Annotated in this window: 23 protein-coding genes; 10 read left to right on the plus strand and 13 right to left on the minus strand. The window is 72.9% G+C overall.

All coding sequences use genetic code 11. The features are described from left to right. Positions 1-173 precede the first annotated feature (173 nt). Both J2S41_RS38060 and J2S41_RS38065 read right to left on the minus strand, forming a co-directional pair. A complete protein-coding gene (locus tag J2S41_RS38060; RefSeq protein WP_310375615.1) occupies positions 174-794 on the minus strand; it encodes a hypothetical protein in 621 nt (206 codons plus the stop codon). Positions 795-818: 24 nt separating this feature from the next. Further along, on the minus strand, positions 819-2,924 hold the full coding sequence (locus J2S41_RS38065) for a S9 family peptidase (RefSeq protein ID WP_310375617.1): 2,106 nt from the start codon (positions 2,922-2,924) through the stop codon (positions 819-821). Between the two features lie 67 nt (positions 2,925-2,991). On the opposite strand from J2S41_RS38065, the gene mshB reads away from it, so the two are divergent. The 4 genes from mshB to J2S41_RS38085 all read left to right on the plus strand — a co-directional run bounded on the left by mshB (position 2,992) and on the right by J2S41_RS38085 (position 6,707). Beyond that, a complete protein-coding gene (gene mshB, locus J2S41_RS38070; protein ID WP_310375618.1) occupies positions 2,992-3,918 on the plus strand; it encodes an N-acetyl-1-D-myo-inositol-2-amino-2-deoxy-alpha-D-glucopyranoside deacetylase in 927 nt (308 codons plus the stop codon). Beyond that, the gene (locus J2S41_RS38075) at positions 3,915-4,388 is read left to right on the plus strand and encodes a hypothetical protein (RefSeq protein WP_310375619.1); all 474 of its coding nucleotides are present in this window, start codon (positions 3,915-3,917) and stop codon (positions 4,386-4,388) included. Before mshB ends, J2S41_RS38075 begins: the two co-directional genes overlap by 4 nt. Positions 4,389-4,551: 163 nt before the next feature. After that, positions 4,552-6,228 (plus strand): VanW family protein, encoded by a 1,677-nt coding sequence (locus tag J2S41_RS38080; protein WP_310375620.1) that lies wholly within the window; start codon positions 4,552-4,554, stop codon positions 6,226-6,228. Further along, on the plus strand, positions 6,225-6,707 hold the full coding sequence (locus J2S41_RS38085) for a hypothetical protein (RefSeq protein ID WP_310375622.1): 483 nt from the start codon (positions 6,225-6,227) through the stop codon (positions 6,705-6,707). The genes J2S41_RS38080 and J2S41_RS38085 overlap by 4 nt, the downstream gene beginning before the upstream one ends. A 482-nt stretch (positions 6,708-7,189) precedes the next feature. Here J2S41_RS38085 and J2S41_RS38090 read toward each other — a convergent pair whose 3' ends face one another. Then, positions 7,190-8,152: a GNAT family N-acetyltransferase gene (locus J2S41_RS38090; RefSeq protein ID WP_310375623.1), complete on the minus strand. Its 963-nt coding sequence runs from the start codon at positions 8,150-8,152 to the stop codon at positions 7,190-7,192. A gap of 84 nt (positions 8,153-8,236) precedes the next feature. Here J2S41_RS38090 and fdxA point away from each other — a divergent pair, with 84 nt between their 5' ends. Together fdxA and dapC are read left to right on the plus strand one after the other, a co-directional pair. Further along, positions 8,237-8,563 (plus strand): ferredoxin, encoded by a 327-nt coding sequence (gene fdxA, locus J2S41_RS38095; RefSeq protein ID WP_310375625.1) that lies wholly within the window; start codon positions 8,237-8,239, stop codon positions 8,561-8,563. Further along, a complete protein-coding gene (gene dapC / locus J2S41_RS38100) occupies positions 8,560-9,663 on the plus strand; it encodes a succinyldiaminopimelate transaminase (RefSeq protein ID WP_310376845.1) in 1,104 nt (367 codons plus the stop codon). Before fdxA ends, dapC begins: the two co-directional genes overlap by 4 nt. Here dapC and J2S41_RS38105 read toward each other — a convergent pair. The 3 genes from J2S41_RS38105 to J2S41_RS38115 all read right to left on the minus strand — a co-directional run bounded on the left by J2S41_RS38105 (position 9,644) and on the right by J2S41_RS38115 (position 12,958). After that, positions 9,644-11,470, minus strand: a complete 1,827-nt coding sequence (locus J2S41_RS38105; RefSeq protein WP_310375626.1) for a PAS domain S-box protein — start codon at positions 11,468-11,470, stop codon at positions 9,644-9,646. The genes dapC and J2S41_RS38105 overlap by 20 nt on opposite strands. 108 nt (positions 11,471-11,578) lie before the next feature. Further along, complete coding sequence (locus J2S41_RS38110) at positions 11,579-12,244, minus strand: nucleoside/nucleotide kinase family protein (RefSeq protein ID WP_310375628.1); 666 nt, start codon at positions 12,242-12,244, stop codon at positions 11,579-11,581. Positions 12,245-12,463: 219 nt separating this feature from the next. Further along, a complete protein-coding gene (locus J2S41_RS38115) occupies positions 12,464-12,958 on the minus strand; it encodes a hypothetical protein (protein WP_310375630.1) in 495 nt (164 codons plus the stop codon). Between the two features lie 779 nt (positions 12,959-13,737). Here J2S41_RS38115 and J2S41_RS38120 point away from each other — a divergent pair. Further along, entirely contained in the window at positions 13,738-16,710 is a 2,973-nt protein-coding gene (locus tag J2S41_RS38120; protein ID WP_310375631.1) for a galactose-binding domain-containing protein, read from the plus strand. 33 nt (positions 16,711-16,743) lie between these two features. Here J2S41_RS38120 and J2S41_RS38125 read toward each other — a convergent pair whose 3' ends face one another. Continuing rightward, a complete protein-coding gene (locus J2S41_RS38125; RefSeq protein WP_310375632.1) occupies positions 16,744-17,691 on the minus strand; it encodes a serine/threonine-protein kinase in 948 nt (315 codons plus the stop codon). A gap of 34 nt (positions 17,692-17,725) precedes the next feature. Further along, a complete protein-coding gene (locus J2S41_RS38130) occupies positions 17,726-18,940 on the minus strand; it encodes an MFS transporter (RefSeq protein ID WP_310375635.1) in 1,215 nt (404 codons plus the stop codon). A gap of 155 nt (positions 18,941-19,095) precedes the next feature. Between J2S41_RS38130 and J2S41_RS38135 the strand changes: the two genes are divergently transcribed. The 3 genes from J2S41_RS38135 (at position 19,096) to J2S41_RS38145 (ending at position 20,910) form a co-directional block, all read left to right on the plus strand. Continuing rightward, complete coding sequence (locus J2S41_RS38135; RefSeq protein ID WP_310375636.1) at positions 19,096-19,881, plus strand: SGNH/GDSL hydrolase family protein; 786 nt, start codon at positions 19,096-19,098, stop codon at positions 19,879-19,881. A gap of 110 nt (positions 19,882-19,991) precedes the next feature. Beyond that, positions 19,992-20,147, plus strand: a complete 156-nt coding sequence (locus J2S41_RS38140; RefSeq protein ID WP_310375638.1) for a hypothetical protein — start codon at positions 19,992-19,994, stop codon at positions 20,145-20,147. Positions 20,148-20,325: 178 nt separating this feature from the next. Then, a complete protein-coding gene (locus J2S41_RS38145; RefSeq protein WP_310375640.1) occupies positions 20,326-20,910 on the plus strand; it encodes an LURP-one-related family protein in 585 nt (194 codons plus the stop codon). A 3-nt stretch (positions 20,911-20,913) separates the two neighbouring features. Here J2S41_RS38145 and J2S41_RS38150 read toward each other — a convergent pair whose 3' ends face one another. From J2S41_RS38150 to dapD, 5 genes are all read right to left on the minus strand, one after another. Beyond that, the gene (locus tag J2S41_RS38150) at positions 20,914-21,567 is read right to left on the minus strand and encodes a biliverdin-producing heme oxygenase (protein WP_310375642.1); all 654 of its coding nucleotides are present in this window, start codon (positions 21,565-21,567) and stop codon (positions 20,914-20,916) included. An 88-nt stretch (positions 21,568-21,655) separates the two neighbouring features. Further along, positions 21,656-22,579, minus strand: coding sequence for an LLM class flavin-dependent oxidoreductase (locus J2S41_RS38155; RefSeq protein ID WP_310376847.1), 924 nt, complete (start codon positions 22,577-22,579; stop codon positions 21,656-21,658). A 108-nt stretch (positions 22,580-22,687) separates the two neighbouring features. Further along, positions 22,688-23,494, minus strand: coding sequence for an RNA polymerase sigma factor SigF (locus J2S41_RS38160; RefSeq protein WP_310375644.1), 807 nt, complete (start codon positions 23,492-23,494; stop codon positions 22,688-22,690). A 201-nt stretch (positions 23,495-23,695) separates the two neighbouring features. Next, positions 23,696-24,136, minus strand: a complete 441-nt coding sequence (locus J2S41_RS38165; protein WP_310375646.1) for a phytochrome family protein — start codon at positions 24,134-24,136, stop codon at positions 23,696-23,698. A gap of 83 nt (positions 24,137-24,219) precedes the next feature. After that, on the minus strand, positions 24,220-25,209 hold the full coding sequence (gene dapD / locus J2S41_RS38170; protein WP_310375647.1) for a 2,3,4,5-tetrahydropyridine-2,6-dicarboxylate N-succinyltransferase: 990 nt from the start codon (positions 25,207-25,209) through the stop codon (positions 24,220-24,222). Positions 25,210-25,223 lie beyond the last annotated feature (14 nt).

A 25,223-nucleotide genomic window follows, 5' to 3' on the forward strand; every position in this document is an offset into this window, starting at 1 on the left:
CCCTGACGCTGTGAACGCGCGCTCGTCTGTGACCCACGTTACGCCGTGTGTGACGTGGACCATGCGAAAGGGAGTCTGGGTGTTACGGGCCGACTACGAAACCCCTGCCGGGCCGTTACGGGACAATGTGGCCAAGGTCACTGATCACGATGGACGGTTGATCTTGCATAGACTCACAGCGATGGCTCGGTGAGCCGGCGCAGCGGGCCGTCGCACCCGTCCGGGCCGTCCGCGATCAGCCGGTCCGCCACCGGGTCCGCGTCCTCGTCGCGCGGTGGCAGGTAGAACGCGGGGTCGCCGCCGCCGGCCGCCCGGTCCAGCGCGTCCGCGTAACTGGCGCGCGCCTCGATCACCTGCCGCCAGCCGTCCGACCACTCCTGGTCCAGGTAGTCCCCGGCGTGCCCGGCCGAGTGCGCGGCGCGGACCCGCTCCAGCTCCAGCAGGAACGGGCGGGCCGCCACGTTCTCGTCGCGGATCGCCTTCGCCCGCGCGGCCGGGCCGTTCGTGGCGCCGGGCGGGACCAGCCGGTTGAGCCGCTGCTCCAGGTCGAGACAGGCCGCGTCCACATCGGTGCGCACCTCCGCCTCCACGGCCCGGTCCTCCCGGTTCAGGTCGACCGCGCCGCGCACGGCCGCCATGACCGCGAGCAGGGCGCCGCAGCTGACCAGCACGATGAGCACCAGCGCGCCGGCCACGATCAGCGTCCAGCCGCGCCGGCCGATGCCCCGCCGCGCGGGCGCCTCGGGCGCCGGCTCGGGCGCGGGGTCCGATGGCGAAGGCGATGAATCCGTCACACGTGCCAGTGAAGCACCCGGACGCTAAACGGTGGGCAGATGCCGGCGGACGAAATCCAGCTCCAGCGGCAGCAGCCGCTCCGCCACCCCGGCCGCGGCCAGCCGCGCCACCCCGGAGAGCGGCAACACCGCGTGCGGGCGCCCGGCCGCCACCATCGCGGCCGAGAGCCGCAGCGTGTGCGCGGCCAGGATGGAGTCGTCCGCCATGCCGTGCACCAGCAGCAGCGGGCGCGCCTCGTCCGGCCGGACCGGCGGCTCGGCCGCGATCTCCACCAGGTTGTGCCGCGCGTAGACCTCGTCGTCCGGCAGCCCCAGGTACCGCTCGGTGAACGCGGTGTTGTGCAGCGCCCAGTCGGTCAGCGGCGTGCGCGCCACCCCGCAGGCGAAGACGTCCGGGCGGCGCAGCACCGCGAGCGCGGCCAGCCAGCCGCCGAGCGCCCAGCCGCGCACGGCGATCCGGCGCAGGTCCAGGTCCGGGTGCTTCTCGCCGAGCGCCTCCAGCGCGTCCACCTGGTCGGCCAGCGCGATGTCGGCCAGCCGCCGGTGCACCACCTTCTCGAAGCTGGGCGCGACGCCGGGCGTACCCCGGTTGTCGATGGTCACGACGGCGAAGCCGGCGTCCGCCCACCACTGCCGCTCCAGCCACCAGGCGCGTGCGGCCAGCACCTCCTGCCGGCCCGGACCGCCGTAGACGTCCAGCAGCACCGGCAGCCGGCCGCCGGCGTGGTGGCGCGGGTAGAGCACCGCGGCCGGCAGCCGCCGGTCGGTGACCCGGGACAGCGCGGGCCGCGGCGCGAACGGCGGCGGCGACGCGTGCGAGGCCAGCCCGCCGATCCGGGTGTCGCCGCGCCAGACCGACCACTGGGTGCCCGCGTGGTCCAGCGACAGCCGGCCGATCGCGAGCAGCCCGCCGGCCGCGGCGGCCACGTGCCAGCCCGGCTCCGTGGTGAGCCGCTTCGCCTCCATGCCGCCCGCGCCGAGCGCGCCCCGAATCCGGTAGACGTGCTGCTCCGAGGGCTCGCCGTCGGTGCCCTCGACCAGCAGGTCCGGCGCGCCGCCGGCGACCGGGCCGACCACCCGGCGCACGTAGAGCGAGGGCGGCGTGAGCAGGCTGCCGTCCGCGAACAGGCAGCGCGCGTCGTATCCGTCGTGGGCCAGCTCGCCGCCGACCAGCACCCGGCCGTCCGGAAGGTGGCAGGGCGTGCCCTCGACCGGCTCCACCCAGCGCGGGTCGGTCAGCTCCGCGTGCACCTGCGTCTCGCCGGTGCGCGGGTCCACGGAGAGCACCAGCCCGTGCTGCTGCAGCCGGCGCAGCACCGCGATCAGCGGGCCGCCGTCGGCCCAGCGCACCGCCACCGGGTACGGGTACGTCTCCCGGTCCCAGTGCACGTCCACCCAGCCGCCGTCCAGGTCCAGCAGGTGCAGGCTGACCTGCGGGTTCGGCCCGCCGGCCCGCGGGTACGCCAGGCTCGGCGCCGGCTCGCCCGGATCGACCGGGTCGTGCAGGTAGACCCGGGGCAGCCGGGACGTGTCCACCCGCGCCGCCAGCACGGTCCGCCCGTCCGGCGACCACCAGTAGCCGCGCCCCCGGTCGAACGCCTCGCCGGCCAGGTAGTCGATCGCCCCCCAGGAGACCGTGCCGTTGCTGTCCAGCTCACCCGCGAGCATGACATCCGTGCCGTCCGGCTCCACGATGTGCAGCGCGGTCGTGGCCGTGGGCTCGCCGCGCGCGGTCAGCCCGGGGTGCGCGGTCAGGTACGCGATCCGCTCGCCGGCCGGGTCGGGCCGCGGATCGACCGCCGGCCCGGCCGTCACCACCTCGACCACGTCGCCGTTGATCAGGTCGGCGCGGAACAGGCGCCCGGCGACGGTGAACGCCGCGATGTGCCCGTTGCGGTCCAGCGCGTACGACGTGATGCCCTCACGCCGGTCGCCGACCAGCTCGACCGGCTCCGCGACCAGCCGCTCCTCGCCGGTGGCGGCGTCCAGCATCCAGAGACAGCCGGCCGGGTCCTCCGGCCCGGTGGAGCGGATGAAGATCACCCGGCCGCCGTCGCCCGCGACGCTGACCGAGAGCGGGCTCCCATTGGTGAACCGGCGGGTACGGGCGGCGAGTTCTGGATAGTCCACCGTCAGATCATCCTCCAGAAACCGTGCTTTTGGGCTGTTTCGGGGGAGGGCCGGGCCCCCGCGTAGAGTGTCTCGGGTGACGACGCACAGCGCGGCCCGCCGCCTCCTGCTGGTGCATGCCCATCCCGACGACGAGTCGATCGGGACCGGCGCGACGATGGCTCACTACGCGGCCGCCGGCGCCCACGTGACGCTCGTGACCTGCACGCTCGGCGAGGAGGGCGAGATCCACCTGCCGGAGCTGATCGGCCTGGCCGCGGACGCGGCCGACCAGCTCGGCGGCTACCGGGCGGCCGAGCTCTCCGCCGCCTGCGCCGCGCTCGGCGTGACCGACCGGCGGTTCCTCGGCGGCGCCGGCCGCTACCGCGACTCCGGCATGATGGGCCTGGCCACCAACGCGCACCCGCGCGCGTTCTGGCAGGCCGACCTGGACACCGCGGCCGGCTTCCTGGTCGAGGTCATGCGCGAGGTCCGGCCACAGGTGGTGGTCACCTACGACGACAACGGCTTCTACGGCCACCCCGACCACATCCAGGCGCACCGGGTCACGATGCGCGCCTGCGAGCTGGCCCGGGCCGAGGGCTTCGGGCCCGACAAGATCTACTTCCAGGCCACGCCGCGCAGCGTGCTCGCGGCCGGCATCGAGCAGTTCGGGCAGACCACGGGCAACCCGTTCTCCGGCGTCGAGGTGCCGGACGAGTTGCCGTTCGGCTCGTCGGACGAGGAGATCGCGGCCCGGATCGACGCCACCGACTCCGCGGACGCGAAGGTGGCGGCGATGAAGGCGCACGCCAGCCAGATCCCGCTGGACTCCTGGCTCTACTCGATCGCGGGCAACTTCGGCGGCGAGTTCATGGGCGTGGAGTTCTACACGCTGGCGTACGGCGAGCGTGGCCCGGGCGACGGCCCGCACGGCTGGGAGAGCGACCTGTTCGCGGGCCTGGCGACGGAGCCGGCCGGCGCGGAGGTCCCCGCCGGGGCGCTGTCGAGGTGAGCGCGCCGCCCCCCTCGCCGTACCCGCACCGGGTGCCGGCGCTGGACATCGACCCGGAGTGGCTGGAGCCGCTGCCGGAGGCGAAGGGCATGACCGTCACCGACCTGCTGCTGCGCATCCTCGGCGGCGTGCTGGTGGTGCTGGCCGCGGTGGTCACCGCGGTGCTGGAGGTGTTCTTCACGCCGCTGCGGCTGGGCGGCGTCCTGATCGGCGCGTCCGCGCTCGGCGCCGTCGTGGCGAACGTGGCGCTCGCCGTGTTCGCGCTGCGCACGGTCGGCGCGAAGTGGGCGGTGGCGCTGCCCGCGGTCGCCTGGTTCACGGTGCTGATGTGGGGCGCGGGCAGCACCAGCGAGGGCGACATCCTGCTGGCCGACAACAACTGGGTCGGGCTCGCCACCATCTTCACCGGCTCGATGGCGTTCGCGGTCGTGGCGTACCGCGTCATCCTGCCGCCGCCCGATCGCTCCTGACCAGGCAAAACGTTATCGGTTCGTCATAACGCGCGGGCAGGATGGCTGCGGCTGATCCACTGAGCAATTCTCAACCTGGCCCGCGTGGCGGGGCGGCGTGGCGACGATCGACGATCCGGGTGCGTCAGGTTGAAGAAGGCTCACTGCCTGGCGAGGTGCCGACGTGACCGTTCCCCCGTTCTCCGAGGACGACGCCCCGACCGTGCGGTTCGCCCGCATAGCCGGGTTCGCGCCGACCGCGCTGCCGGACGTACCGCCCCCGGCCGAGAACGCCCGCCCCCGCCGCCGCTGGCCGGTCGCGCTGGCCGGCCTGCTGGTCGCCGCGGTGCTCACCGGCGGCGGCGGGGTGGCCTGGGCCGCGCGCGGCGACGTGCCGCACGGCACCCGCGTGCTCGGCGTCCACCTGGGCGGCCTGACCGCCGCGGAGGCCGGCGAGCGGCTGCGCGCCGACGCCCGCCTGTCCCGCCGGCTGACCGAGCCGTTCACCATCTCGCTGGCCGGCGCGGAGATCGTCACGGTCGAGCCGGCCGCGATCGGCCTGGCCGTCGACGTGCCGGCCACGGTCGCGGCCGCGGCCTCCGGCGGCCGGCTGATCGGCATCGCGGACGTGGCGCCGGTGGTCACGGTCGACGGGCGGAAACTGCACGACGTGCTGCACGCCGCCGCGGTCCGGGCGAAGCTGGCCACGCCCGGCACGCCCGCCGCGATCACGTACCGGGGCACCACGCCGGTCGCGGTCCACCCGGAGCCGGGCCGCGGCATCGACGCGACGGCCGCCGCCGCGGTCGTCACCTCCGCCTGGGCCCGCCGGGACGTGCCGCGCGTCGCGTTCACCGAGACCGCGCCGGCCACCACCCGCGAGGACGTGGACCGGCTGATGCGCGAGCTGGCCGTGCCCGCCACCGCCGCGCCGGTCCGGGCCGGCGCGTTCGAGATCTCGCCCGAGGTGATCGCGCGGAGCCTGGTCTTCGAGGGCGACCCGCTCACCCCCCGGATCGACGAGAAGCGGCTGCGCCAGGCGCTGGGCACCACGCTGACCGACCTGGAGACCCCGGTCCGCGACGCCGCGATCGACGTCGACGACGGCTGGCCGCGAATCACCGAGGCGGTCACCGGCCGCACCGCCGACCTCGGCGCGCTCGCCCGCGACCTGTTCCACGTGCTGCCGGCGACCGGCGACCGCACGATCACCGCCACGTTCACCGAGACCCGGCCCGCGGTCGGCACCGCGGACGTGGAACGGCTCGGCATCACGGAGCGGCTCGCCTCGTACACCACGTACGGCACCGAGCCCGCGTCCGTGGACGAGCGGCTGAACGGCACGGTCATCAAGCCCGGCGAGACGTTCTCGCTGCACGACGCCGCCGGCCGGGACGCGAGCCCGCAACTGGCCGCCACCGTGTTCGTCGCGGCGTACCGGGCCGGGCTGGAGGACGTGGAGCACCGGCCGCACGCCACCTACCGGGAGAACCTGCCCGCGGTGACCGAGGCGACCGCCGGCCCCGGCCAGGACCTGCGCTTCCGCAACGACACCAGGCACGGCGTGCTGGTCGCGGCGCGCGTGTCCGGCCGGGCGATCACGGTGTCGCTGTGGGGCACCCGGGTCTACGACTGGATCGGCACCGAGTACGGCCCGCGCACCGGCGTCACCGACCTGGAGATCGAATATCGTGAGCCCGGTCCCGACTGTGAATTCGAGGCCGGATCCCGAGGCTTCTCCCAGGACGCGTGGCGTATCTTCCGCAGGGACGGCAGGGAAGTCGCACGCGAGAAGTTCAGCTGGACCTATGAGTCACTGCCCCGCGTCGTCTGCGGGCAGGGGAGGGGAGTGTCACGATGAGAAACCGCTGGCTGCCGGTTGGCGTGCTCGCCGGTGTGCTGTTCCTGATCAACGTCATCGCGCGGCTGATCAGCCGGTTCGCGTTCGACGACGATCCGAGCGCGCAGGACACGGTGTCGACCGTGATGTTCCTGGTGATCGGCGTGATCATCGCGGTGCAGGCGTTCCGCTGGGGCCGGGCGCGCCCGCTCGACTCGTGGAGCGGCGACATGGTCGCCATCGTGACCGCCGCGATGCTCCTGACGGTGCTGGTCGGCCCGTTCATCAGCGGCGACTCGCCGTTCGTCAACGGCGCCGGCGCGTTCTTCGCCCAGATCTGGCTCTACCTGGGCGTCACCATCGGCGGCGCGATCCTCGGCTACCTACTGCTGATGGCGCTCGGCTGGGACTACCGCTCACAGTCGCTGAAGCGCTACGAGGAGAACCGCCTGGCCGCCGCACGCCCCACCAAGAACCGCCGCACCACCATCCGCCGCTGAAGGCCCCATAAGCCCGACATATCCGCCTCGGGGGTGTCGGGGTTACGCGCTTCGGCGGAACGATCCCGGACCCCGATCTTCCCGCTTTCCCGGCGGGGTCGGGGTCCGCGTGTTCCCGCGGGCGCCGTGCCGGTTCCGGGGGCGACCCCGGACCTCTCTTCTCCCGCTCCCGGCGGGTCCGCACGCTCCCGCGGGCGCCGTGCCGGTTCCGAGGGCGACCCCGGACCTCGATTTCCCGCTCCCGGCGCGGTCGCGGTCCGCATGCTCCCGCGGGCAAACCTCGCGGCGTCTCCGCCGCCGCTCCGCCGCCGCGTCGGAGCCGGTGCCGCCGCTGGTCACCCAAGACCGCGCGACATCGCCTGTGGTCGCGGCACCGGCCGCGGCCACAGGCACGTGGCGGACCGCGCGGCGGCGCGCCGCGAGCCTCGGGACCGGCACCGGCGCACGAGTGTGGCGGCCGGAGGCCGCCAGGGCGGCGTGGGTCAGGACGGGGCGGTGCGGGTCAGGTAGGTGTGGTGGGTGGTGAAGCCGAGCCGGTTGTAGAGCGCCACCGCCGCCGCGTTGTGCTCCTCCACCTGGAGGAACGCCCGCCGTGCGCCGATCTCCTGCCCCCACCGCGCCGCCGCGCGCACCAGGTGCGAGCCCAGCCCGCGCCGCCGGTGCTCCGGCACCACGTCGACCAGCGCCACGCCCAGCCACTCGCCACCGCCGGTGACGGTGGCCCGGGTGACCCCGATCGGCGCACCGTCCTCGCCGTACACCTCCAGGAACGCGATCTCCGGCACCGCGGTCAGCACGTGCCGGGCCACGGCCGGGGGCGTCCCCTTGCGCGCCGCCGCCACCGCGAGCCACTCGTCGGTCATCCGGTCCCGGACCCGTACCGCCGGAAGGTCGTGGCGGTCCGGCGCGCTCTCCAGGATCGCCGCCACCTGAGCGGTCTGGAACAGCGTCAGCGGGTTGGTCGTCCAACCGCGCAGATCCAATTCCGCGTTCACCGGCGCGGCCAGCGGCAGCGGCACGTTCATCCGCGGCGGGAGGCCGTGGGCGCGGTACCAGACCTCCACCGCGTCGATCGCGGCGGGCAGCGGACGGTCCGGATCGCCGATCGGCAGCGCGGAGTTGGCCCGGCCGGTCCAGCCACCGGCCGCGCGCAGCAGCCAGCCGCCCTGGGTCTCCTGCACCGGTGCCGGCCAGGCCTCATTCGCCGCGATCTCGGCGGCGACGACGTCGGCCGCGGTGGGGCGCCGGGTGGGCGGTACGCGCTTGGCGCGGTGCACCTCGTCGAGCGGGACCCGGACCGTGCCGTCGGAGGTGGCGATCGTGAGATCGGTCTCGCTCAGGGCCACGAGTTCGCCGAGCGAGTCGGAAAAGAGCGTCCGGCCGCCGCGGGATCCGACAATTCGCCTCACTACGACGCGGTGTCCCACATCCTGCCTACGGAGCACGATCGACCCCCTCCCCGGCGAGATACTAGGCTCTTATGCGCCGTGGGTTGTAAACGAGCGGCGTTGTAATCGGAGGAGAGACCCGTGACCTACATCATCGCCGAGCCCTGCGTCGATGTTCTGGACAAGGCATGCATCGAGGAGTGCCCGGTCGACTGCATCTACGAGGGCAACCGCATGCTCTACATCCACCCGGATGAGTGCGTCGACTGCGGTGCTTGCGAGCCGGTCTGCCCGGTCGAGGCGATCTTCTACGAGGACGACGTGCCGGACCAGTGGAAGAACTACACCTCGGCCAACTACGGCTTCTTCGAGGAGCTCGGTTCGCCCGGTGGCGCCTCGAAGGTCGGCAAGATCGACAAGGACGACCCGTTCGTCGCCGGTCAGCCGCCGCGCGGCGAGGGACACTGACCGGCCTCGCGGCGCGACTGCCGGACTTTCCCTGGGACCAACTGGCCCCGGCGAAGGCGACGGCGTCCGCCCACCCCGGTGGGCTCGTCGACCTGTCGATCGGCACGCCGGTCGACCCGGTTCCCGCGGTCGTGCGCGACGCGCTCGCCGCGGGGTCGAACGCGCCCGGATACCCGCTGACCGCCGGTAACCCGCGGTTGCGGGCCGCCATCGCGGACTGGTTCGCGGCCACCTGCGGCGCCGACCTGCCCGGTCTCGGCGTGCTGCCCACGATCGGCTCCAAGGAGCTGGTCGCGTGGCTGCCCACGCTGCTCGGCATCGGGCCCGGCGACACCGTGGTGATCCCGGAGGTCGGCTACCCGACGTACGAGGTGGGGGTGACGCTCGCCGGTGCCCGGGCGGTCCGGTCCGTCTCGCTCACCGCGCTCGGCCCGCAGCGCGTCCGCCTGGTCTGGGTGAACTCCCCGTCCAACCCCACCGGCCGGGTGCTGCCGGCCGCCCACCTGCGCAAGGTGGTGGACTGGGCGCGCGAGCGCGGCGCGATCGTGGCCAGCGACGAGTGCTACCTGCCGCTCGGCTGGGAGACGGAGCCGGTCTCCGTGCTCTCCCCGCAGGTGCGGGGCGGCAGCTACGCGGGCGTGCTCGCGGTGCACTCGCTGTCCAAGCGGTCCAACCTGGCCGGATACCGCGGTGGCTTCCTGGGCGGCGACCCGGCGATCGTGTCCGAGGTGCTGGCCGTGCGCAAGCACGCCGGCATGATCGTGCCGGAGCCGGTGCAGGACGCGATGACCGCCGCGCTCGGCGACGAGCGGCACGTGACCGAGCAGCGCGCGCGGTACGCGGCCCGGCGCACCCGGCTGCATGCGGCGCTCACCGCGGCCGGGTTCCAGATCTCGCACTCCGAGGCCGGCCTCTACCTGTGGGCGACCCGGGACGAGGACTGCTGGGCCACGGTCGGCCGGCTGGCCGAGCGCGGCATCCTGGTCGCGCCGGGCGCGTTCTACGGCCCGGCCGGCGCCAAGCACGTGCGGGTGGCGCTCACCGCGTCCGACGAGCGGATCGACGCGGCGGTCGCCCGGCTCACCGGAAGCGGTTCGTGACGGAGCGCCGGTTCTTTCCCGGCGCCGAGTCCAGCAGCGCGCGCTGGATGGCCGCCTGCTCCCGGCGGTGGCGGCCGGCCGCGTCGCAGAGCGTCAGCACGTAGCCGCGGACCAGCCGGTCGGTGCGCAGGTCACGGCAGCTGACGTCGAGCACGACGCGGCTGCCGTCCTCGCGCATCAGGCTCCACTCCTCGTGCACGCCGTCCGCGCCGCCGGAGCCGCGGGCCAGCTCGAGCGTGCGGTGCACCTGCGGCCGGTCGTCCGGCTGGACCAGGTCGGCGAGCGTGCCGAAGGCCCGCGGCCGGACGCCGAGCACGGCCGGCAGCGACGGCGAGTAGTACCTGATCCGGTCCGCCTCGTCCACGATCACCACCACGTCGCTGGTGTTCTGCACGACCGCGCTGACGTACTGGTCGGACTCCCGCCGGTTCACCTCGTCGGTCAGGAAGATCCGCTCCAGCGCCAGCGTGGCCTGCACCGCGACCACCTCGATGCTGTCCTGCAGCGCGGCCAGCACCGGCCGGTCCGCGGCCACGAACAGCGCGCCGACCCGCGGTGGGCCGGCCGAGTCGTCCAGCACCAGCGGGCAGACCAGGGTGCCGGGCAGGCCGCCGAGCTGGTCGGCCAGCGCCGGGTGCAGCGCCTGCGTGCGCAGCAGCCGGGTGCGCCGCGCCGCGGCCGGCGTGGGCAGCGGGTACGGCGCCGGGATGCCCGGCCCCCACACGCTGCTCGCGGCCGTGGGCTTGCCGTCCGCGCGGTGCACGCGCAGCACGATCCGGTGCTCCGCGCCCTCGAGCAGCGCGCGCACCGCGTCCCGGATCGCGCGGTCCACCTCGTCCGGTCCGGTGGCCGCGACCAGCGTGCCGCAGATCTCCCGCAGGTCCCGCTCGCGGGCCAGCAGCCGGCGGTGCTTCTCCGCCGCATCGTACAGCCGGGCGAAGACCGCGCCGTAGATGACCGTGGCCAGCGCCGCGATCACCACGCCGTCGGTCACCGGGCCGCGCAGCGTCTCGGCCAGCAGCACGCCCGGCGGGATCAGCACGGAGACGCCGAGCAGCACCTTCCACACCAGGCGCAGCTCGCCCGGCTCGGTGGCCGGCGGCGAGCTCAGCCGGGACATCGACGGGTGCAGCGCGGCCTGCCCCCAGGCGGCGTAGAACAGCAGGTAGGCGAGCTCGAACGGGCTGCTCTCCGGCCAGCCGTCGTACCGGACGGACAGCACCAGCCAGGCGATGTCGCCGAAGAGCAGACCGGCCGAGCCGACCGCCAGCAGCGTGACGGACACGCTGAGCCGGGTGTTGATGGTCAGGCCCACGGTGGCCAGCAGCAGGAACAGGCAGCCGACCGAGTGGGTGGCCGCGCTGGTGCCGTCGCCGCCGCCGTGGCGCAGCGCGGGGCCGATCAGCAGCACCCAGGTGAGCAGCGCGGCCGAGGCGCCGAACGTGATCCAGTCCAGCAGCCGCGACCGGTCCCCGGCCAGGCCGTTCGGCCGGGTGAGCTGCACCAGGCCGATCACGATCAGCGGGAACATGGCGAGGTAGGCCACCTCGGACACGATCAGCGCGGTGCCCTGCTGGTGCTGGCCGTAGAACGTGTCGCCGATCGCCATCACGCCGGCGGTGGCGCCGAGCCACCACCAGGGCGCGCGGCGCAGCGGGCCGTTGAGCCGCACGCCGCCCGCGATCGCGCCGACCGTGGTGAGTCCGATCAGGGCGAAGACCACCGAGTCCGGCAGCGAGGTGAAGACGGCGCCGCCGAGCACGAGCATCACCACGGCGTGCACGGCCATCCAGCGGCGGGGCGTCACGGGCCTGCCAACCTCCGGTCCGGTCTCGTGTCGGATCGTCGTCTGTCCGTCGAAGGGCGTGAGCGCATATCGTCCGCCCGCACGGCGGATCTGTGCAATAGCGGCGCGTCAGCTCAGCGGGACGATGAGATCGGCACGGCCCTTGGTGGTGGCGATCAGCTCCGCGTTCGCCTGGTCGCTGCCGAGCGCGCGCTCCCGGGCGGTGGCCTCGTCCCGGCCGAACGCCATGTGCCGCGCGACCAGCCGGCGCAGCCGCTCCGGCTCATCGAGATCCAGATACCAGGCCTCGTCCAGCAGGCCGCGCACGTCGCCCCAGACACCGTCCGGGACCAGCAGGTAGTTGCCCTCCGTGATCACCAGGCGGGTCTCCGGCGGCACCGGGATCGCGCCCGCGACCGGCTCCTCGATCTCCCGCCGGAAGATCGGCGCGTACACCACGCCGTCGGTCTCCCGGCGGATCCGCCGCAGCAGCGCGACGAAGCCGGCACCGTCGAACGTGTCCGGCGCGCCCTTGCGCGCGTGCCGCCCGAGCCGGTGCAGTTCCGCGTCCGCGAGGTGGAAACCATCCATCGGTACGACCGTGACGGCCACTCCCGCGCCGGTCAGCGCCGTGGCGAGGCGCCCGGCGACGGTCGACTTCCCGGCGCCGGGCGGGCCGGCGATGCCCAGGACGCGACGCTGTTCGCCGCCGGCCAGCCGGCGCGCCCGGTCCACGAGATCGTCCCACTGCATGGCTTCAGCATAGGAATGGGCCTTCTCGACCCCGGTCCCCACCCGGATCGGCCCGTGCCGTCGAGCTTCGCCCGGGTGTATCAGCGCCGAGCCGGGTGGAAGAAGCCTCAGCGGCTCCCCGCGATCGCGGGGAGCCGTCAGGGCGTACCGCCGAGGCTTTACCGCATCCCGACCGGCGGGGCGCGATAGGTAACAGAGCGTGGGCACCGGTACGCGTCGCTGGGAATTTTAGCTCGCGAAACCGCTTTCGTCGAAAGATCTTCAGGCGGATTCCGCCGTGGACAGGCGAAGTGCCGTCCCGGTGATCAGAAACCGGTAGGTGGCGGTGCGGCAGGCCGCGGACACCGCGGGCGGCACGAAGACCGGGATCGTGCCGGCGTCCACGCTCTCGCCCGGCCCCAGCGTGAGCGGCAGCCGCGGCGGCCCGCCGTGCGGCCCGATCGTCAGGTCCGAGGCGGTCGCGTGGCAGTCCGGGCGGGACACCTCCAGGACCGTGCCGATCAGCGCCTCGATCCGTACCCGCTCGCCGTGCGGGTTGGTCAGTCGCACCCGCAGCGGCGTGGTGCTGCCCGGCTCCGGCGCCACCACCGGATCGCTGCGGAGCCGGAACTGGAACGTGCCGTCCGGCCGCGACGGCGCCGCCGACTCCTCCGCCGTGGTCGCGTCCGCCCGCATGGACAGGCCGCCGAGCAGGGCGGTCGTCGCCAGGACCGCCACCGACATCGCCACCCAGCGCCAGCGGTAGATGGTCCGCATGCGCTCACCTCCGTGTTGTCACCGGTAGGGGCGGGCGAGTGTCTCCCCAGCCCTCCGCCCGCCCCTACCGGTAGATCACTGTGCCGGCGCGCCCGGTGGCCGCCGGGTGTCCCGCCGCGCCGCGCGACCGCCCGGCCGGCATCGGTTGACGACGCGACGGCGGTGCCGGCGGGCGGGCGGGAACTGGTGCACGGCCTCGTCCTTCGTCTGCTGTGGCGCCCGCCGGGCACCGTCGGCTGCCGCGGTGCCCGGCGGGCTCGGAGTTTCGGCTCTCGCGCCTGCGTGGCGCTGAGAGAGAATCTGCCGGATCGCGCGGGCGCCGGTAATCCGTTGTCCGTGCGAGAAGATTGAGCGCTCACTCGTCCGGTCCGGCTGACCGGGTTACCCCGTTAGGGCTAACGTCCCACGTCGATGTGCGACGAACGGCTCGGTGGCGCGGGCGATCGGCGCGGCGCGCCGGTGGCTGGGTAGGGCTCGCGGTACAACGCCTTCAACTACGCGCCGCGCGGCCGGTGACGGCGGATGGCGCGGTGTCCGCCGACCCGGGGACGGCGGCACCGGCCGATGTGGATGAATGTCGCATTTCGCCCACCTATGGAAGTCGATGGATCGCAGCCGTTGACGTGGCCGTAGCGTGTCTGCAACATTTGGCGCAGCTGGCTGCAAAATCTGTACAACAAGTCGCCGGATATCAAACGAGTGATCGGAATACCGGCGCAGCATGCGCGCACGTACCCGAAATATCGGCACAAGTCGCCCTTCTCCACCGAAGGACCGCCATGAGACATCGACTGGCCACGCTGCTGGCCGCCGCCGTCACCCTCACCTCGACCGTCCTCGTCGTACCGCCCGCCACCGCGGCACCCGTCAACCTCGCGCAGGGCAGGACGTTCACCGCGAGCAGCGGTAACGGCTCCTACACCGCGGCCAACGCCGGCGACGGCGACCAGGCCACCTATTGGGAGAGCGCGAGCAACGCCTGGCCACAGTGGATTCAGGTCGATCTGGGCGCCGCCGCCGCGGTCACCAGCGCGGTGCTCCGGCTGCCCGCCGGCTGGGAGGCCCGCACCCAGACCATCGCGGTGCAGGACGGCGCGACCGGCGCCACGCTCGCCGCCGCGGCCGGCCGCGCGTTCAGCCCCGGCAGCGGCAACACCGTGACGATCCCGCTCTCCGCCACCGTCCGCCAGCTGCGGCTGGTCGTCACCGGGAACACCGGCTGGCCCGCCGCGCAACTGTCCACCCTGGAGGTCTGGGGCGAGCGGCCCACCGAGCCGGACCCGGGCACGAACCTGGCGCAGGGCAAGCCGATCACCGGCTCGTCGGCGATCCACTCGTTCGCCGCGGCCAACGCGAACGACGGGAACGTCGCCACCTACTGGGAGAGCGCGGCCGGGGCGTACCCGGCCACGCTGACCGTGGCGCTCGGCGCGAACGCGTCGCTCACCTCGGTGACGGTCGCGCTCAACCCGGACGCCGCGTGGGCCGCCCGCACCCAGAACATCCAGGTCCTCGGCCGCGCCGCGGACGCGACCGCGTTCACCAGCCTGGCCGCGGCCGCGAACCGCGCGTTCGACCCGGCCACCGGCAACACGGTGACCATCCCGGTCACGGGCACGGTCGCGGAGGTGCAGCTGCGGTTCACCTCCAACACCGGCGCGCCCGGCGCACAGGTCGCGGAGCTGCGCGTGTCCGGCACGCCGGTGGCGGAGCCGGCCAGCTCCGACCTGATCGCGTCGCCGGTGAGCTGGTCGCCGGCGAACCCGGCGGCCGGCGCCACGGTCTCGTTCACCGTCGCGATCAAGAACCAGGGCACGGTCGCGTCCGCGGCCGGCGCGCACGGGATCACGCTGACCGTCCTCAACGAGTCGGGCGCGGTGGTGCGTACCCTCACCGGCTCCTTCACCGGCGCGATCGCGCCCGGCGCGACCACGGCACCGGTGTCGCTCGGCACCTGGACCGCGGCCAACGGCCGCTGGACGGTCCGCGTGGTGCTCGCGGACGACGCCAACGAACTGGCCCCGAAGCGGGCGAACAACACCAGCGAGACACCGCTCATCCTGGGCGGCCGGGGCGCCACCATGCCGTACGCCATGTACGAGGCCGAGGACGGCCAGACCGGCGGCGGCGCGGCCGTGGTCGGCCCGAACCGCACGGTCGGCGACCTGGCCGGCGAGGCGTCCGGGCGGCGCGCGGTCACGCTGAACAGCACCGGCTCCTACGTCCAGTGGACCACCCGGGCCAGCACGAACACGCTGGTCACCCGGTTCTCCATCCCGGACGCGCCGGGCGGTGGCGGCACCACGTCCACGCTCAACATCTACGTCAACGGCACGTTCCTCAAGGCGATCACGCTGACCTCGCGGTACGCCTGGCTCTACGGCCCCGAGTCCGGCCCCAACAACAACCCGTCGTCCGGCCCGCCGCGGCACATCTACGACGAGGCGAACGTGCTGCTGGGCACCACGGTGCCGGCCGGCAGCACGATCAAGCTGCAGAAGGACGCGGCGAACAGCGGCCCGTTCGCGATCGACTTCGTCAACCTGGAGCAGGCCACCGCCGCGCCGAACCCGGATCCGGCCCGGTACGCCGTACCGTCCGGCTTCACCCACCAGGACGTGCAGAACGCGCTGGACCGGGTGCGGATGGACACCACCGGCACGCTGATCGGCGTCTACCTGCCGAGCGGCGACTACCAGACCGGCTCGAAGTTCCAGGTGTACGGCAAGGCGGTCCGCGTGGTCGGCGCCGGCCCCTGGTTCACCCGGTTCCACGCCCCGGCCGGCCAGGAGAACACGGACGTGGGCTTCCGGTCCGAGGCGAGCGCGAACGGGTCGGTGTTCGCCGGGTTCGCGTACTTCGGCAACTACACCGCGCGGATCGACGGGCCGGGCAAGGTGTTCGACTTCGCCAACCTGGCCAACCAGACCATCGACGACATCTGGGTCGAGCACATGGTGTGCCTCTACTGGGGCGCGAACACGGACAACATGGTCATCAAGAACTCGCGCATCCGGAACACGTTCGCGGACGGCGTGAACATGACCAACGGCAGCACCGGCAACCTGGTCTCGAACAACGACGCGCGCGCCACCGGCGACGACAGCTTCGCGCTGTTCTCCGCCATCGACGCGGGCGGTGCGGACGAGCGGGACAACGTCTACGAGAACCTGACCAGCACGCTGACCTGGCGGGCCGCGGGCATCGCGGTGTACGGCGGGTACGCCAACACGTTCCGCAACATCTACATCGCGGACACGCTGGTCTACTCCGGCATCACGATCAGCTCGCTGGACTTCGGCTACCCGATGAACGGCTTCGGCGCGGACCCGCCGACCCGGTTCGAGAACATCACGATCGTCCGCGCCGGCGGTCACTTCTGGGGCCAGCAGACGTTCCCCGCGATCTGGCTGTTCTCCGCCTCGAAGGTGTTCCAGGGCATCCGGATCAGCAACGTGGACATCATCGACCCGACGTACAGCGGGATCATGTTCCAGACCCAGTACAACGACGCCGGGCAGCCGGTGAACCCGATCACCGACACCGTGTTCACCAACATCTCGATCACCGGCGCCCGCAAGAGCGGCGACGCGTTCGACGCCAAGTCCGGCTTCGGCATCTGGGCCAACGAGATGCCCGAGGCCGGTCAGGGCCCGGCGGTCGGCGCGGTGACGTTCAACAACCTGCGGATGTCCGGCAACGCGCAGGACATCCGCAACACCACGCCGCTGCGCATCACGATCAATCCCTGATCCGCCGACGAGCCGCCGGGTCCGCCCGGCGGCTCACGGCTCCGCGCGGTGGCGGCCGGGGAACTCCAGGACGTCGGTGGCGTCGTCCCAGCCGGGCCCGTTCGCCACCTCGCGGACCAGCGGCGCCGTGCCGGCCAGCGGCACGTAGACCTGGGCGTCCACCGCCTCGGCCAGCAGCAGCGCCACGGCGAAGCTGGTCGGGCGCTCGTCCGGGTCGCGGGATATGCACTGGAGGCAGAGCTGGGCGACCTCGTCCGGCAGGCCGGCGATCGGCGGCAGCGGCGACGGGTCCACGCCCGGCGGGATCGCGTTCGGCGGCACGCCGGGCAGGTCGGACGGCGTCCAGGGCAGGCGCCGCGCGAGGCAGAGGTAGAGCAGCACACCGAGCGCGTAGACGTCGGCGGCGGGCGTGGCCGGCGTGATCGTGTCGGCCTCCAGGCGCTCGGGCGCGACGAACGCGGGCGTGCCGACGATGGTGCCGTCCAGGCCGGAGTCCGGCTCGCCGGCTATCGCGGCGATGCCGAAGTCGAGCACCTTGACGCCGGCCGGGGTGAGGATGACGTTGGCGGGCTTGATGTCCCGGTGCACGATGCCGTGCACGTGCGCGGCGGCGAGCGCGGCCGCGACCTCGGCGCAGACGCGCACCGCGATCCGCCAGTCGATCGGGCCGGCGCGCAGGTGGTCGGCGAGCGTCTCGCCCTCGACCAGCTCCATCACGATGTACGGCGCGGGCTGTCCGGGCAGCACCGAGGACATGCCGAAGTCGTGCACGCTCGCCACGTTCGGGTGGGCGAGCCGGGCGGCCGAGCGCGCCTCGGTGCGCACCTGCTCGACCACGGCGTCGGCCTCGGCCAGGTGCGGAGCGATCAGCTTGACCGCGACCGGGCGGTCCAGCACGTCATCGTGGCCGCGCCACACCTCGGACATTCCGCCCACGCCGATGCGGTGTTCGAGGCGGTAACGCTCGCCCAGAACGCGCATCCCGTACTCCTTCAGACATGAAACGGCCGCTAGATCAGCTACCCGTTCGGGCCGTGGGCAAACCCGCCGCGAGGGGCGGTTGTGCGCGTTCCATCATTCGCGACACGGACAGGACGAGCAGGCCCGCGACGGAGAGAACCGCGCCCACCCAGGCGGTGGAGAGGTATCCGTACCCGGCCGCGATCACGACGCCGCCGAGCCAGGCCCCGGCCGCGTTGGCCAGGTTGAGCGCGGAGTGGTTGGAGCTGGCCGCGAGCGCGGGCGCGTCCGGCGAGGCCGCCATCAGACGCATGGTGAGCGCGGTGCCGATGACCTGGCAGGCCACGCCGATCAGGAAGATCAGCAGGACCGCGGCCGGGATCCAGGCCGCGGTGGTGGCGAAGAGCACCAGCACGGCCAGCATGCCGATCATGCCGCCGAACAGCGTACCCATGATGGAGTGGTCGGCCAGCCGGCCGCCGAGCAGCGTGCCGGCGGTCATGCCGACCCCGAAGACCGCCAGCACCCACGGCACGCCGGCGGCCGGCAGGCCGCTGACCTCGGTGAGCGTGGGCGAGACGTAGCTGTACACCGCGAACATGCCGCCGAACCCGACGATGCCGGTGACCAGCGCGAACCACACCTGCGGGCGGCGGAACGCGCCCAGCTCGGTGCGGATCGTGGCGTGCGCGGCGGCCGGCACGCGCGGCACCAGGAAGTGCACCGCCACCATGGTCAGCGCGCCGATCGCGGCGATCAGGCCGTACGCCAGGCGCCAGTGCACGTGCTGGCCGACCGCGGTCGCGGCCGGCACGCCGATGATGTTGGACACGGTCAGGCCCATCATCACGCCGGCCACCGCGCGGCCGGCCCGCTCCGGCGCGACCAGGCGCGCGGCCACCACGGACGCGATGCCGAAGTACGCGCCGTGCGGCAGCCCGGCGATGAACCGGGCCAGGTAGACCAGTGGCGCGTTCGGCGCGATCGCGGAGAGGCCATTGCCGGCCAGGAACGCGACCATCAGGCCGAGCAGCAGCAGCTTCCGGTCCAGCCTGGCGGTGAGCGCGGTGATCAGGGGCGCGCCGACGACCACGCCGAGCGCGTACGCGCTGATGCCGTACCCCATCTCCGGGATGGAGACGTGCAGCGTGGCGGCCATCTCCGGCAGCAGCCCCATGGCCGCGAACTCGCTGGTGCCGATGCCGAAGCCGCCGAGCGCGACGGCGGTCAGCGCGATGCCGACCCGGCCTGATCTGATCTCCCCACCCATGCCGGGATCGTGACAGCCGGAGCCGTTGCATTCATAGGACGACCGACACAGCGGACAATCAGTTCATGTTACTTGCGGGTAAAGGAAAAATCACCGTCTATCTTTGCTGGTAACGAGCCGCCTACGCTCTGCGCACCCCTCATGAGGAGGTTCGGATGGGCAAGTGGGCACTCAGGCTCTCCGTCACCATCAGCACCGTCCTGGCCGCGATCACCGTCGGGCCGGCCGCGCACGCCGACGCCGCGGTCGACTACGTAGCGCTCGGCGACTCCTATTCGTCCGGCACCGGCGCCACCGGCGCGACCGGTACCTGCATGCGCAGCCCCAACGGTTATCCGCAGCTGTGGGCGGACCGGAACGACCCGTCCTCGTTCGAGTTCGTCGCCTGCGGCGGCGCCACCACGGACGACGTCCGCGCCACCCAGGTCGCCGCGCTCGACGACGGCACCGACCTGGTCACCATCACGATCGGCGGCAACGACGCCGGCTTCGCGACCGGCGCGATCTCCTGCGTGCTGGGCAGCGACGAGGTCTGCCTGGGCGTCGTCGAGGCCGCCCGGGTCTACATCCGCACCCAGCTGCCGGGCCGGCTCGACCGCACCTACGCGGACATCACCGGCCGGGCGCCGTCCGCGCAGGTGGTCGTGCTCGGCTACCCGCGACTGTTCGAGACCGGCGCCTGCCCGGGCGGGCTCAGCCTGGCCAAGCGCCGGGCGCTGAACGCCGCGGCCGACGACCTCGCCACCGTCACCCGGGAGCGGGCCGAGGCGGCCGGGCTGACCTGGGCGGACACCCGCCCGATCTTCGCCGGCCACGGCGTCTGCTCGGCCACGCCGTGGATCAACCGGGTCAACCTGCTCAACCTGACCAGCACGTTCCACCCCAACAACGCGGGGTACGCCAGCGGCTACCTGCCCACGCTGGAGAGCGTGACGGGCTGACCGGCACCACCGCACGGGGGAGTTCGCGCTCCCCGTGCGGTGGTTTAACGCGCCCGGAGCGGGGGGTATCGATGCGCCGCACCACCGAATCCGAACCCCCGGAGGAAACCATGACGTTCCAGGCCGTCCTCTACGTCATAGCCGTGATCCTGCTGATCCTCGCCGCGCTGCCGATCGGCACCCGCGGCGTCTCGCTGGCCCTGCTGGGCGCCGCGTCCGCGCTGCTCGCCTACGCCTGGCCGACCATCACCGGCAGCGAGGCGTAGCGCCGCACAGACCCGTGGCGGGCGGGGCGGGCGCGGCACCCCCTCCGCGCGACCTCCCCGCCCGCCACGTCCCGGGCCACCGAAGATCCGCTGCACTCCGTCTTCACGGCGGACGGGAAATGTCGCAGGGATGTGCCAGACTGCGCACCGACGACATCCTGTGGGAGGACACACCAGCATGACCGACCTTCAGCGGCTCCAGGCGACGCAGCAGTTCCACGTCCGGCAGCGCATCCGCCTCATGGTCAATCAGTACGAGGTTCGCGCGGTCAACGCGGACGGCTCCGAGGGCGAGATGATCGCGTTCGCCCAGCAGAAGCGGATGGCGTTCAAGGAGCAGGTCACGCTCTACACGGACGACAGCAAGCAGGTCCCGGTGCTCGGCTTCAAGGCCCGGCAGATCATGGACCTGGGCGCGACCTACGACGTGACCGACCCGGGCGGCGCGCCGATCGGCCTGTTCCGCAAGGACTTCAAGGCCTCGCTGCTGCGCTCCACCTGGATCGTCGAGCAGCCGCACGTGGGCGAGGTCCGCGGTCAGGAGCGCAGCCAGCTGGTGGCGATCCTGCGCCGCTTCATCGACTCGCTCTCCTGGCTGCCGTACCACTTCGATTTCGTGACCCCGTCCGGCGAGGTCGTCTTCTCCGTGGTCAAGAAGTGGGGCCTCACCGACAAGTACGTGGTCACCGTGCCGAACCCGCACATCGACCGCCGGCTGGTCATCGCGATGGCCGTGGCGCTGGACGCGCTGCAGTCCCGCTGATCCTCAGCTCGACGTGAGCCGGTGCAGGTCGGCGAAGACGCGGTTGTTCAGGTCGTAGGCGACCAGCACCTCGGCTATCAGCCGGTCCTGCACCGCCCGGTCCCACGGCGCGGCGTCCAGCAGCGCGCGGTACCGGTTCTTGAACTCGTCCGGGTCGCCGAGCGTGTCGAAGCGGTAGAAGCGGGTCCCGTCGACCCCCAGGCCGTAGGCGGCACGCACGGCGTCCCCGATGTGGAAGCCGCCGGAGAGGTCCCCGAGGTAGCGGGTGTAGTGGTGCGCCACGAACCCGGCCGGGTCACCGAAGCAGGTGGCGGTCATCCGCGCGCGGTAATCGAGGGTGCCGGGCGTCGCCTCGATCCGGTCCCGCCAGCCGGCGCCGAGCAGGAACTCCAGGTCCGCGACCAGCTCCGGCAGCCGGGTCAGCTCCGGCGCGGCGAACGGGCCGGCCACCGGGTCCGCGCGCATCACCTCGGCCGCGGACTCGAGCACCTCGTAGATGAAGTAGTGCTGCGCCACCAGCAGCGCGTAGCCCTCGCGGTCGAGCTGCCCGGAGGTGAGCGCGGCCAGGTAGCCGGCGCCCTCGGCGGAGCGGTGCGCCCGGCCGGTCTCCCTGCGCAGCCGCAGTGCGAAGGCCTGGTCGGTGTGCGTCGCGGTCATCTGCTGGCACTCCTGGCGTCCGGGGGTAGTTGTGCGCTCAATGGTGCTGGCTAGTCGCCGGGAGCGCCATACCCGCGGCAAGTAGAGATCACGATGTGACCCGCGGCGTCAGGAACCGGGCGGCCACCTCCTCCAGCACGGCCTCGTCGCCGGCGTACCAGCTGTCCGCGCGCGGCCAGTGCGTGATCACGTCCGTGAAGCCCAGCTCGGCCGCGCGGCCGTGCGCCTCCGCGAACGCGTCCACACTGCTCATCGAGAAGACCGGCGCGGAGTCGAGCGTCAGGTAGCGGTCGAGCGAGCCGCGCTCCCGGCCGGCCCCGTCCAGCGCGTCGTCCAGCCGCCGCGACAGCTCCTCCACCGTCGCCCACCAGGCCTCCTGCTGCGCCCGCAGCTCCGCGCCGGAGGGCGGGGACAGCGACGCGCCGGGCACGCCGCCGGTGGTGACCCAGCCCTGCGCGTGCTTCGCGACCAGACGCAGGCCGCGCGGGCCGTTCGCCGCCATGATCAGGGGCACCCGCGGGCGCTGCACGCAGCCGGGCAGGTTCCGCGCGTCGACGGCCGCGTAGTGCGCGCCTCGCCAGGTCACGTGGTCCTCGCGGAGCAGCAGGTCGAGCAGCTCGACGAACTCGGCGTACCGGTCGAAGCGGTTCTTGGGCGTCAGCTCGGGCTCGCCCAGCACGGCCGAGTCGAAGCCGGTGCCGCCCGCGCCCACGCCGAGCAGCAGCCGGCCCGCGCTGATGTCGTCCAGCGCGGTGACCTCGCGGGCGAACGGCACCGGATGCCGGAAGTTCGGCGACGCGACCAGCGTGCCGAGCCGCATCTCGGAGGTGACCAGCGCGGCCGCGGTGAGCGTCGGCACCGCGTCGAACCAGGGGCCGTCGACCAGCGTGCGCCAGCCGATGTGGTCATAGGTCCAGGCGTGGTCGAAGCCCCACTCCTCGGCCCGGCGCCAGCGCCGCTCCGACTGCCGCCACGGCTGGTCCTGCAGAATCACGATTCCGATGCGCACGATCGACACGCTAACGCAGGAGACCCGGCACCGAACCGGTGCCGGGTCTCCTGACGAAACGCGGGGGCGGAGCTCTCTACGCGTTACCCCCGCTGGCTCGGGTGTGCCGGGTCAGTCCACCGCGAGGTGGCCGCGCAGCTTGACCAGCGCCTTCGCCAGCAGGCGGGAGACGTGCATCTGGCTGACGCCGATCTGGTCCGCGATCTGCGACTGGGTGAGGTTCCCGTAGAAGCGCAGGGTCAGTATCTTCTGCTCGCGCTCGTCGAGCGCGGCCATCGCCGGGCCGAGCGCGACGCGCAGCTCGGTCAGCTCGTACTCGTGGTCCTCGGAGCCGAGCGTGTCGGCCAGCTCCATGCCGCCCTCGTCGGTCACCGGCGTGGAGAGCGAGGTCGCGGTGTAGGCACGCGCGCCCTCCAGGCCCTCCAGCACCTCCTCCTCGGTGACGTTGAGGTGGGCCGCGATGTCCGCGACCGTGGGGGAGCGGCCGAGGTCCTGGGAGAGCGTCGCGTTCGCCTCGGAGATGGCCAGGCGCATCTCCTGCAGGCGGCGCGGCACCCGGACCGACCAGGTGCGGTCGCGGAAGTGGCGCTTGATCTCGCCGATGATGGTGGGGATCGCGTAACCGGCGAAGTCCACGCCGAACGTCGGGTCGAATCGGTCGACCGCCTTGATCAGGCCGATCATCGCGGTCTGGACCAGGTCGTCCATCGACTCGCCGCGGCCGGAGAAACGGAGCGCGAGGTGGCGTGCCAGCGGCAGCCAGGCCTCGATCGTCCGCCGGCGCAGTGCGGATCGCGACGGGTGGGTTTCGGGAAGCGCCGCGAGGGCATTAATGAGTTCGGTGCCCTCGGCTGCGGCCGCGTCGTGCTCGTGGTCGAACCTCGTCGACCCGTGCGCACGGGTTGCTGCAACGCCCATGGAGTCCTCCCTCGTTAGGATCTCGACCCTAACCTAAAGAGCTTGCCGGTGGTAGCCGAAAGGATGAGGTGTCCCAGCGTTTCGGCCCTTTCCCACCGACGGTGTGATACCCCTCCGTGGTCCCGATACGGATATGTCGGGTTTCTTCGACGCGTAGAGTGATCACGTTGTACCGCACGGGTGACCGATGTGGTGGTGATCTCAGCTGGTGCGCGAGTCCATCAGCGCGCGGATGCGCAACGCCGCGTCCTTGGCGAACCGGACGTACTGCTTACCCCGGTAATCCAGCTGCTCCGAGTACCGCCGGTTCTGCAGCGGCTCCAGGAAGTCGAGCACGACGCCGAGCGGTTCGCGCAGGTCGTGGACCGTGGACTCGGCCGCCTCCGCGAGCTTGCGGTTCATCTCGCGCAGCCCGGACAGCTCCTGGCCCAGCTCGTCCGCGCGGGAGGTGCCGGCCCGGACGTCCCGCTCCAGGCGGGCGACGTCGCGCTCCAGGCCGGAGATGCGGTCCCGGAGCGCCTCCGCGGCCACCGCCTCGGCGCGCATCTCGGCACGCAGCAGCGAGATGCGGGCACGCATCAGGTAGAGCCCGGCCAGTGCGGCGGCGAGCATGATCGACGTGACGACCAACGCGACGGTCACACCGAAGACGCTAGCGCCTGCGGGTGTCCTCCGCTGCGATCGGGTGTGTCCGGAACCGGGCGCGCCGGACACACCCGCGCGGATCAGTCGTTGGTGTGCAGCGCCGTGTTCAGCTCGATGCCGGTGCCCTTGCGCGGCCGGGCCTCCAGCGCGCCGGTCAGCGAGTTCCGCCAGAACAGGATGTTGGACGCGCCGGAGAGCGTGACCGCCTTGACCGCCTCGCCGGACGGCAGCAGCACCTTCGAGCCGGCCGTGACGTACGTCCCGGCCTCGACCACGCAGTCGTCGCCGAGCGAGATGCCGATGCCCGCGTTCGCGCCGATCAGGCAGCGCTCGCCGATCCGGATCCGCTCCTTGCCGCCGCCGGACAGCGTGCCCATGATCGAGGCGCCGCCGCCCACGTCCGAGCCCTCGCCGACCACGACGCTCGCGGAGATCCGGCCCTCGACCATCGAGTTGCCCAGCGTGCCCGCGTTGAAGTTCACGAAGCCCTCGTGCATGACCGTGGTGCCGCTGGCCAGGTGCGCGCCGAGCCGGACCCGGTCCGCGTCCGCGATCCGCACGCCGGACGGGACCACGTAATCGATCATCCGCGGGAACTTGTCCACGCCGTACACGGTCAGGTGCCGGCCGGCCGCGCGCTCCAGGATCTGCAGCTCGGAGATCCGCTCGCCCGGGCACGGCCCGGCCGAGGTCCAGGCCACGTTCGCCAGCAGGCCGAAGATGCCGTCCAGGCTCACCGAGTTCGGCGTGACCAGCCGGTGCGAGAGCAGGTGCAGCCGCAGGTACACGTCGAACGTGTCCTTCGGCGCGTCGGCCAGCGAGCCGATCACGGTGAGCACCGCCACGGTCCGCAGCCCGGGCAGCGCCTTCGGGCCGAGCACGCCGGCCGGGAGGCCCAACAGCGCGGCGCCGTCCGCGTCCGGCAGCGGCGTGTTCGCCGGCTGCCCCTCGGCCGGCGCCGCTCCGAGGCCGAGCTTGCCGGCCGGGTACCAGGTGTCCAGCACCTGACCCTCGGCCGTGATCGTGGCGAGGCCGATGCCCCAGGCCGCACTAGTAGACACGTCGCTCACAGGTGAGAAGGTAC

Source organism: Catenuloplanes atrovinosus (assembly GCF_031458235.1).
Lineage (GTDB): Bacteria > Actinomycetota > Actinomycetes > Mycobacteriales > Micromonosporaceae > Catenuloplanes > Catenuloplanes atrovinosus.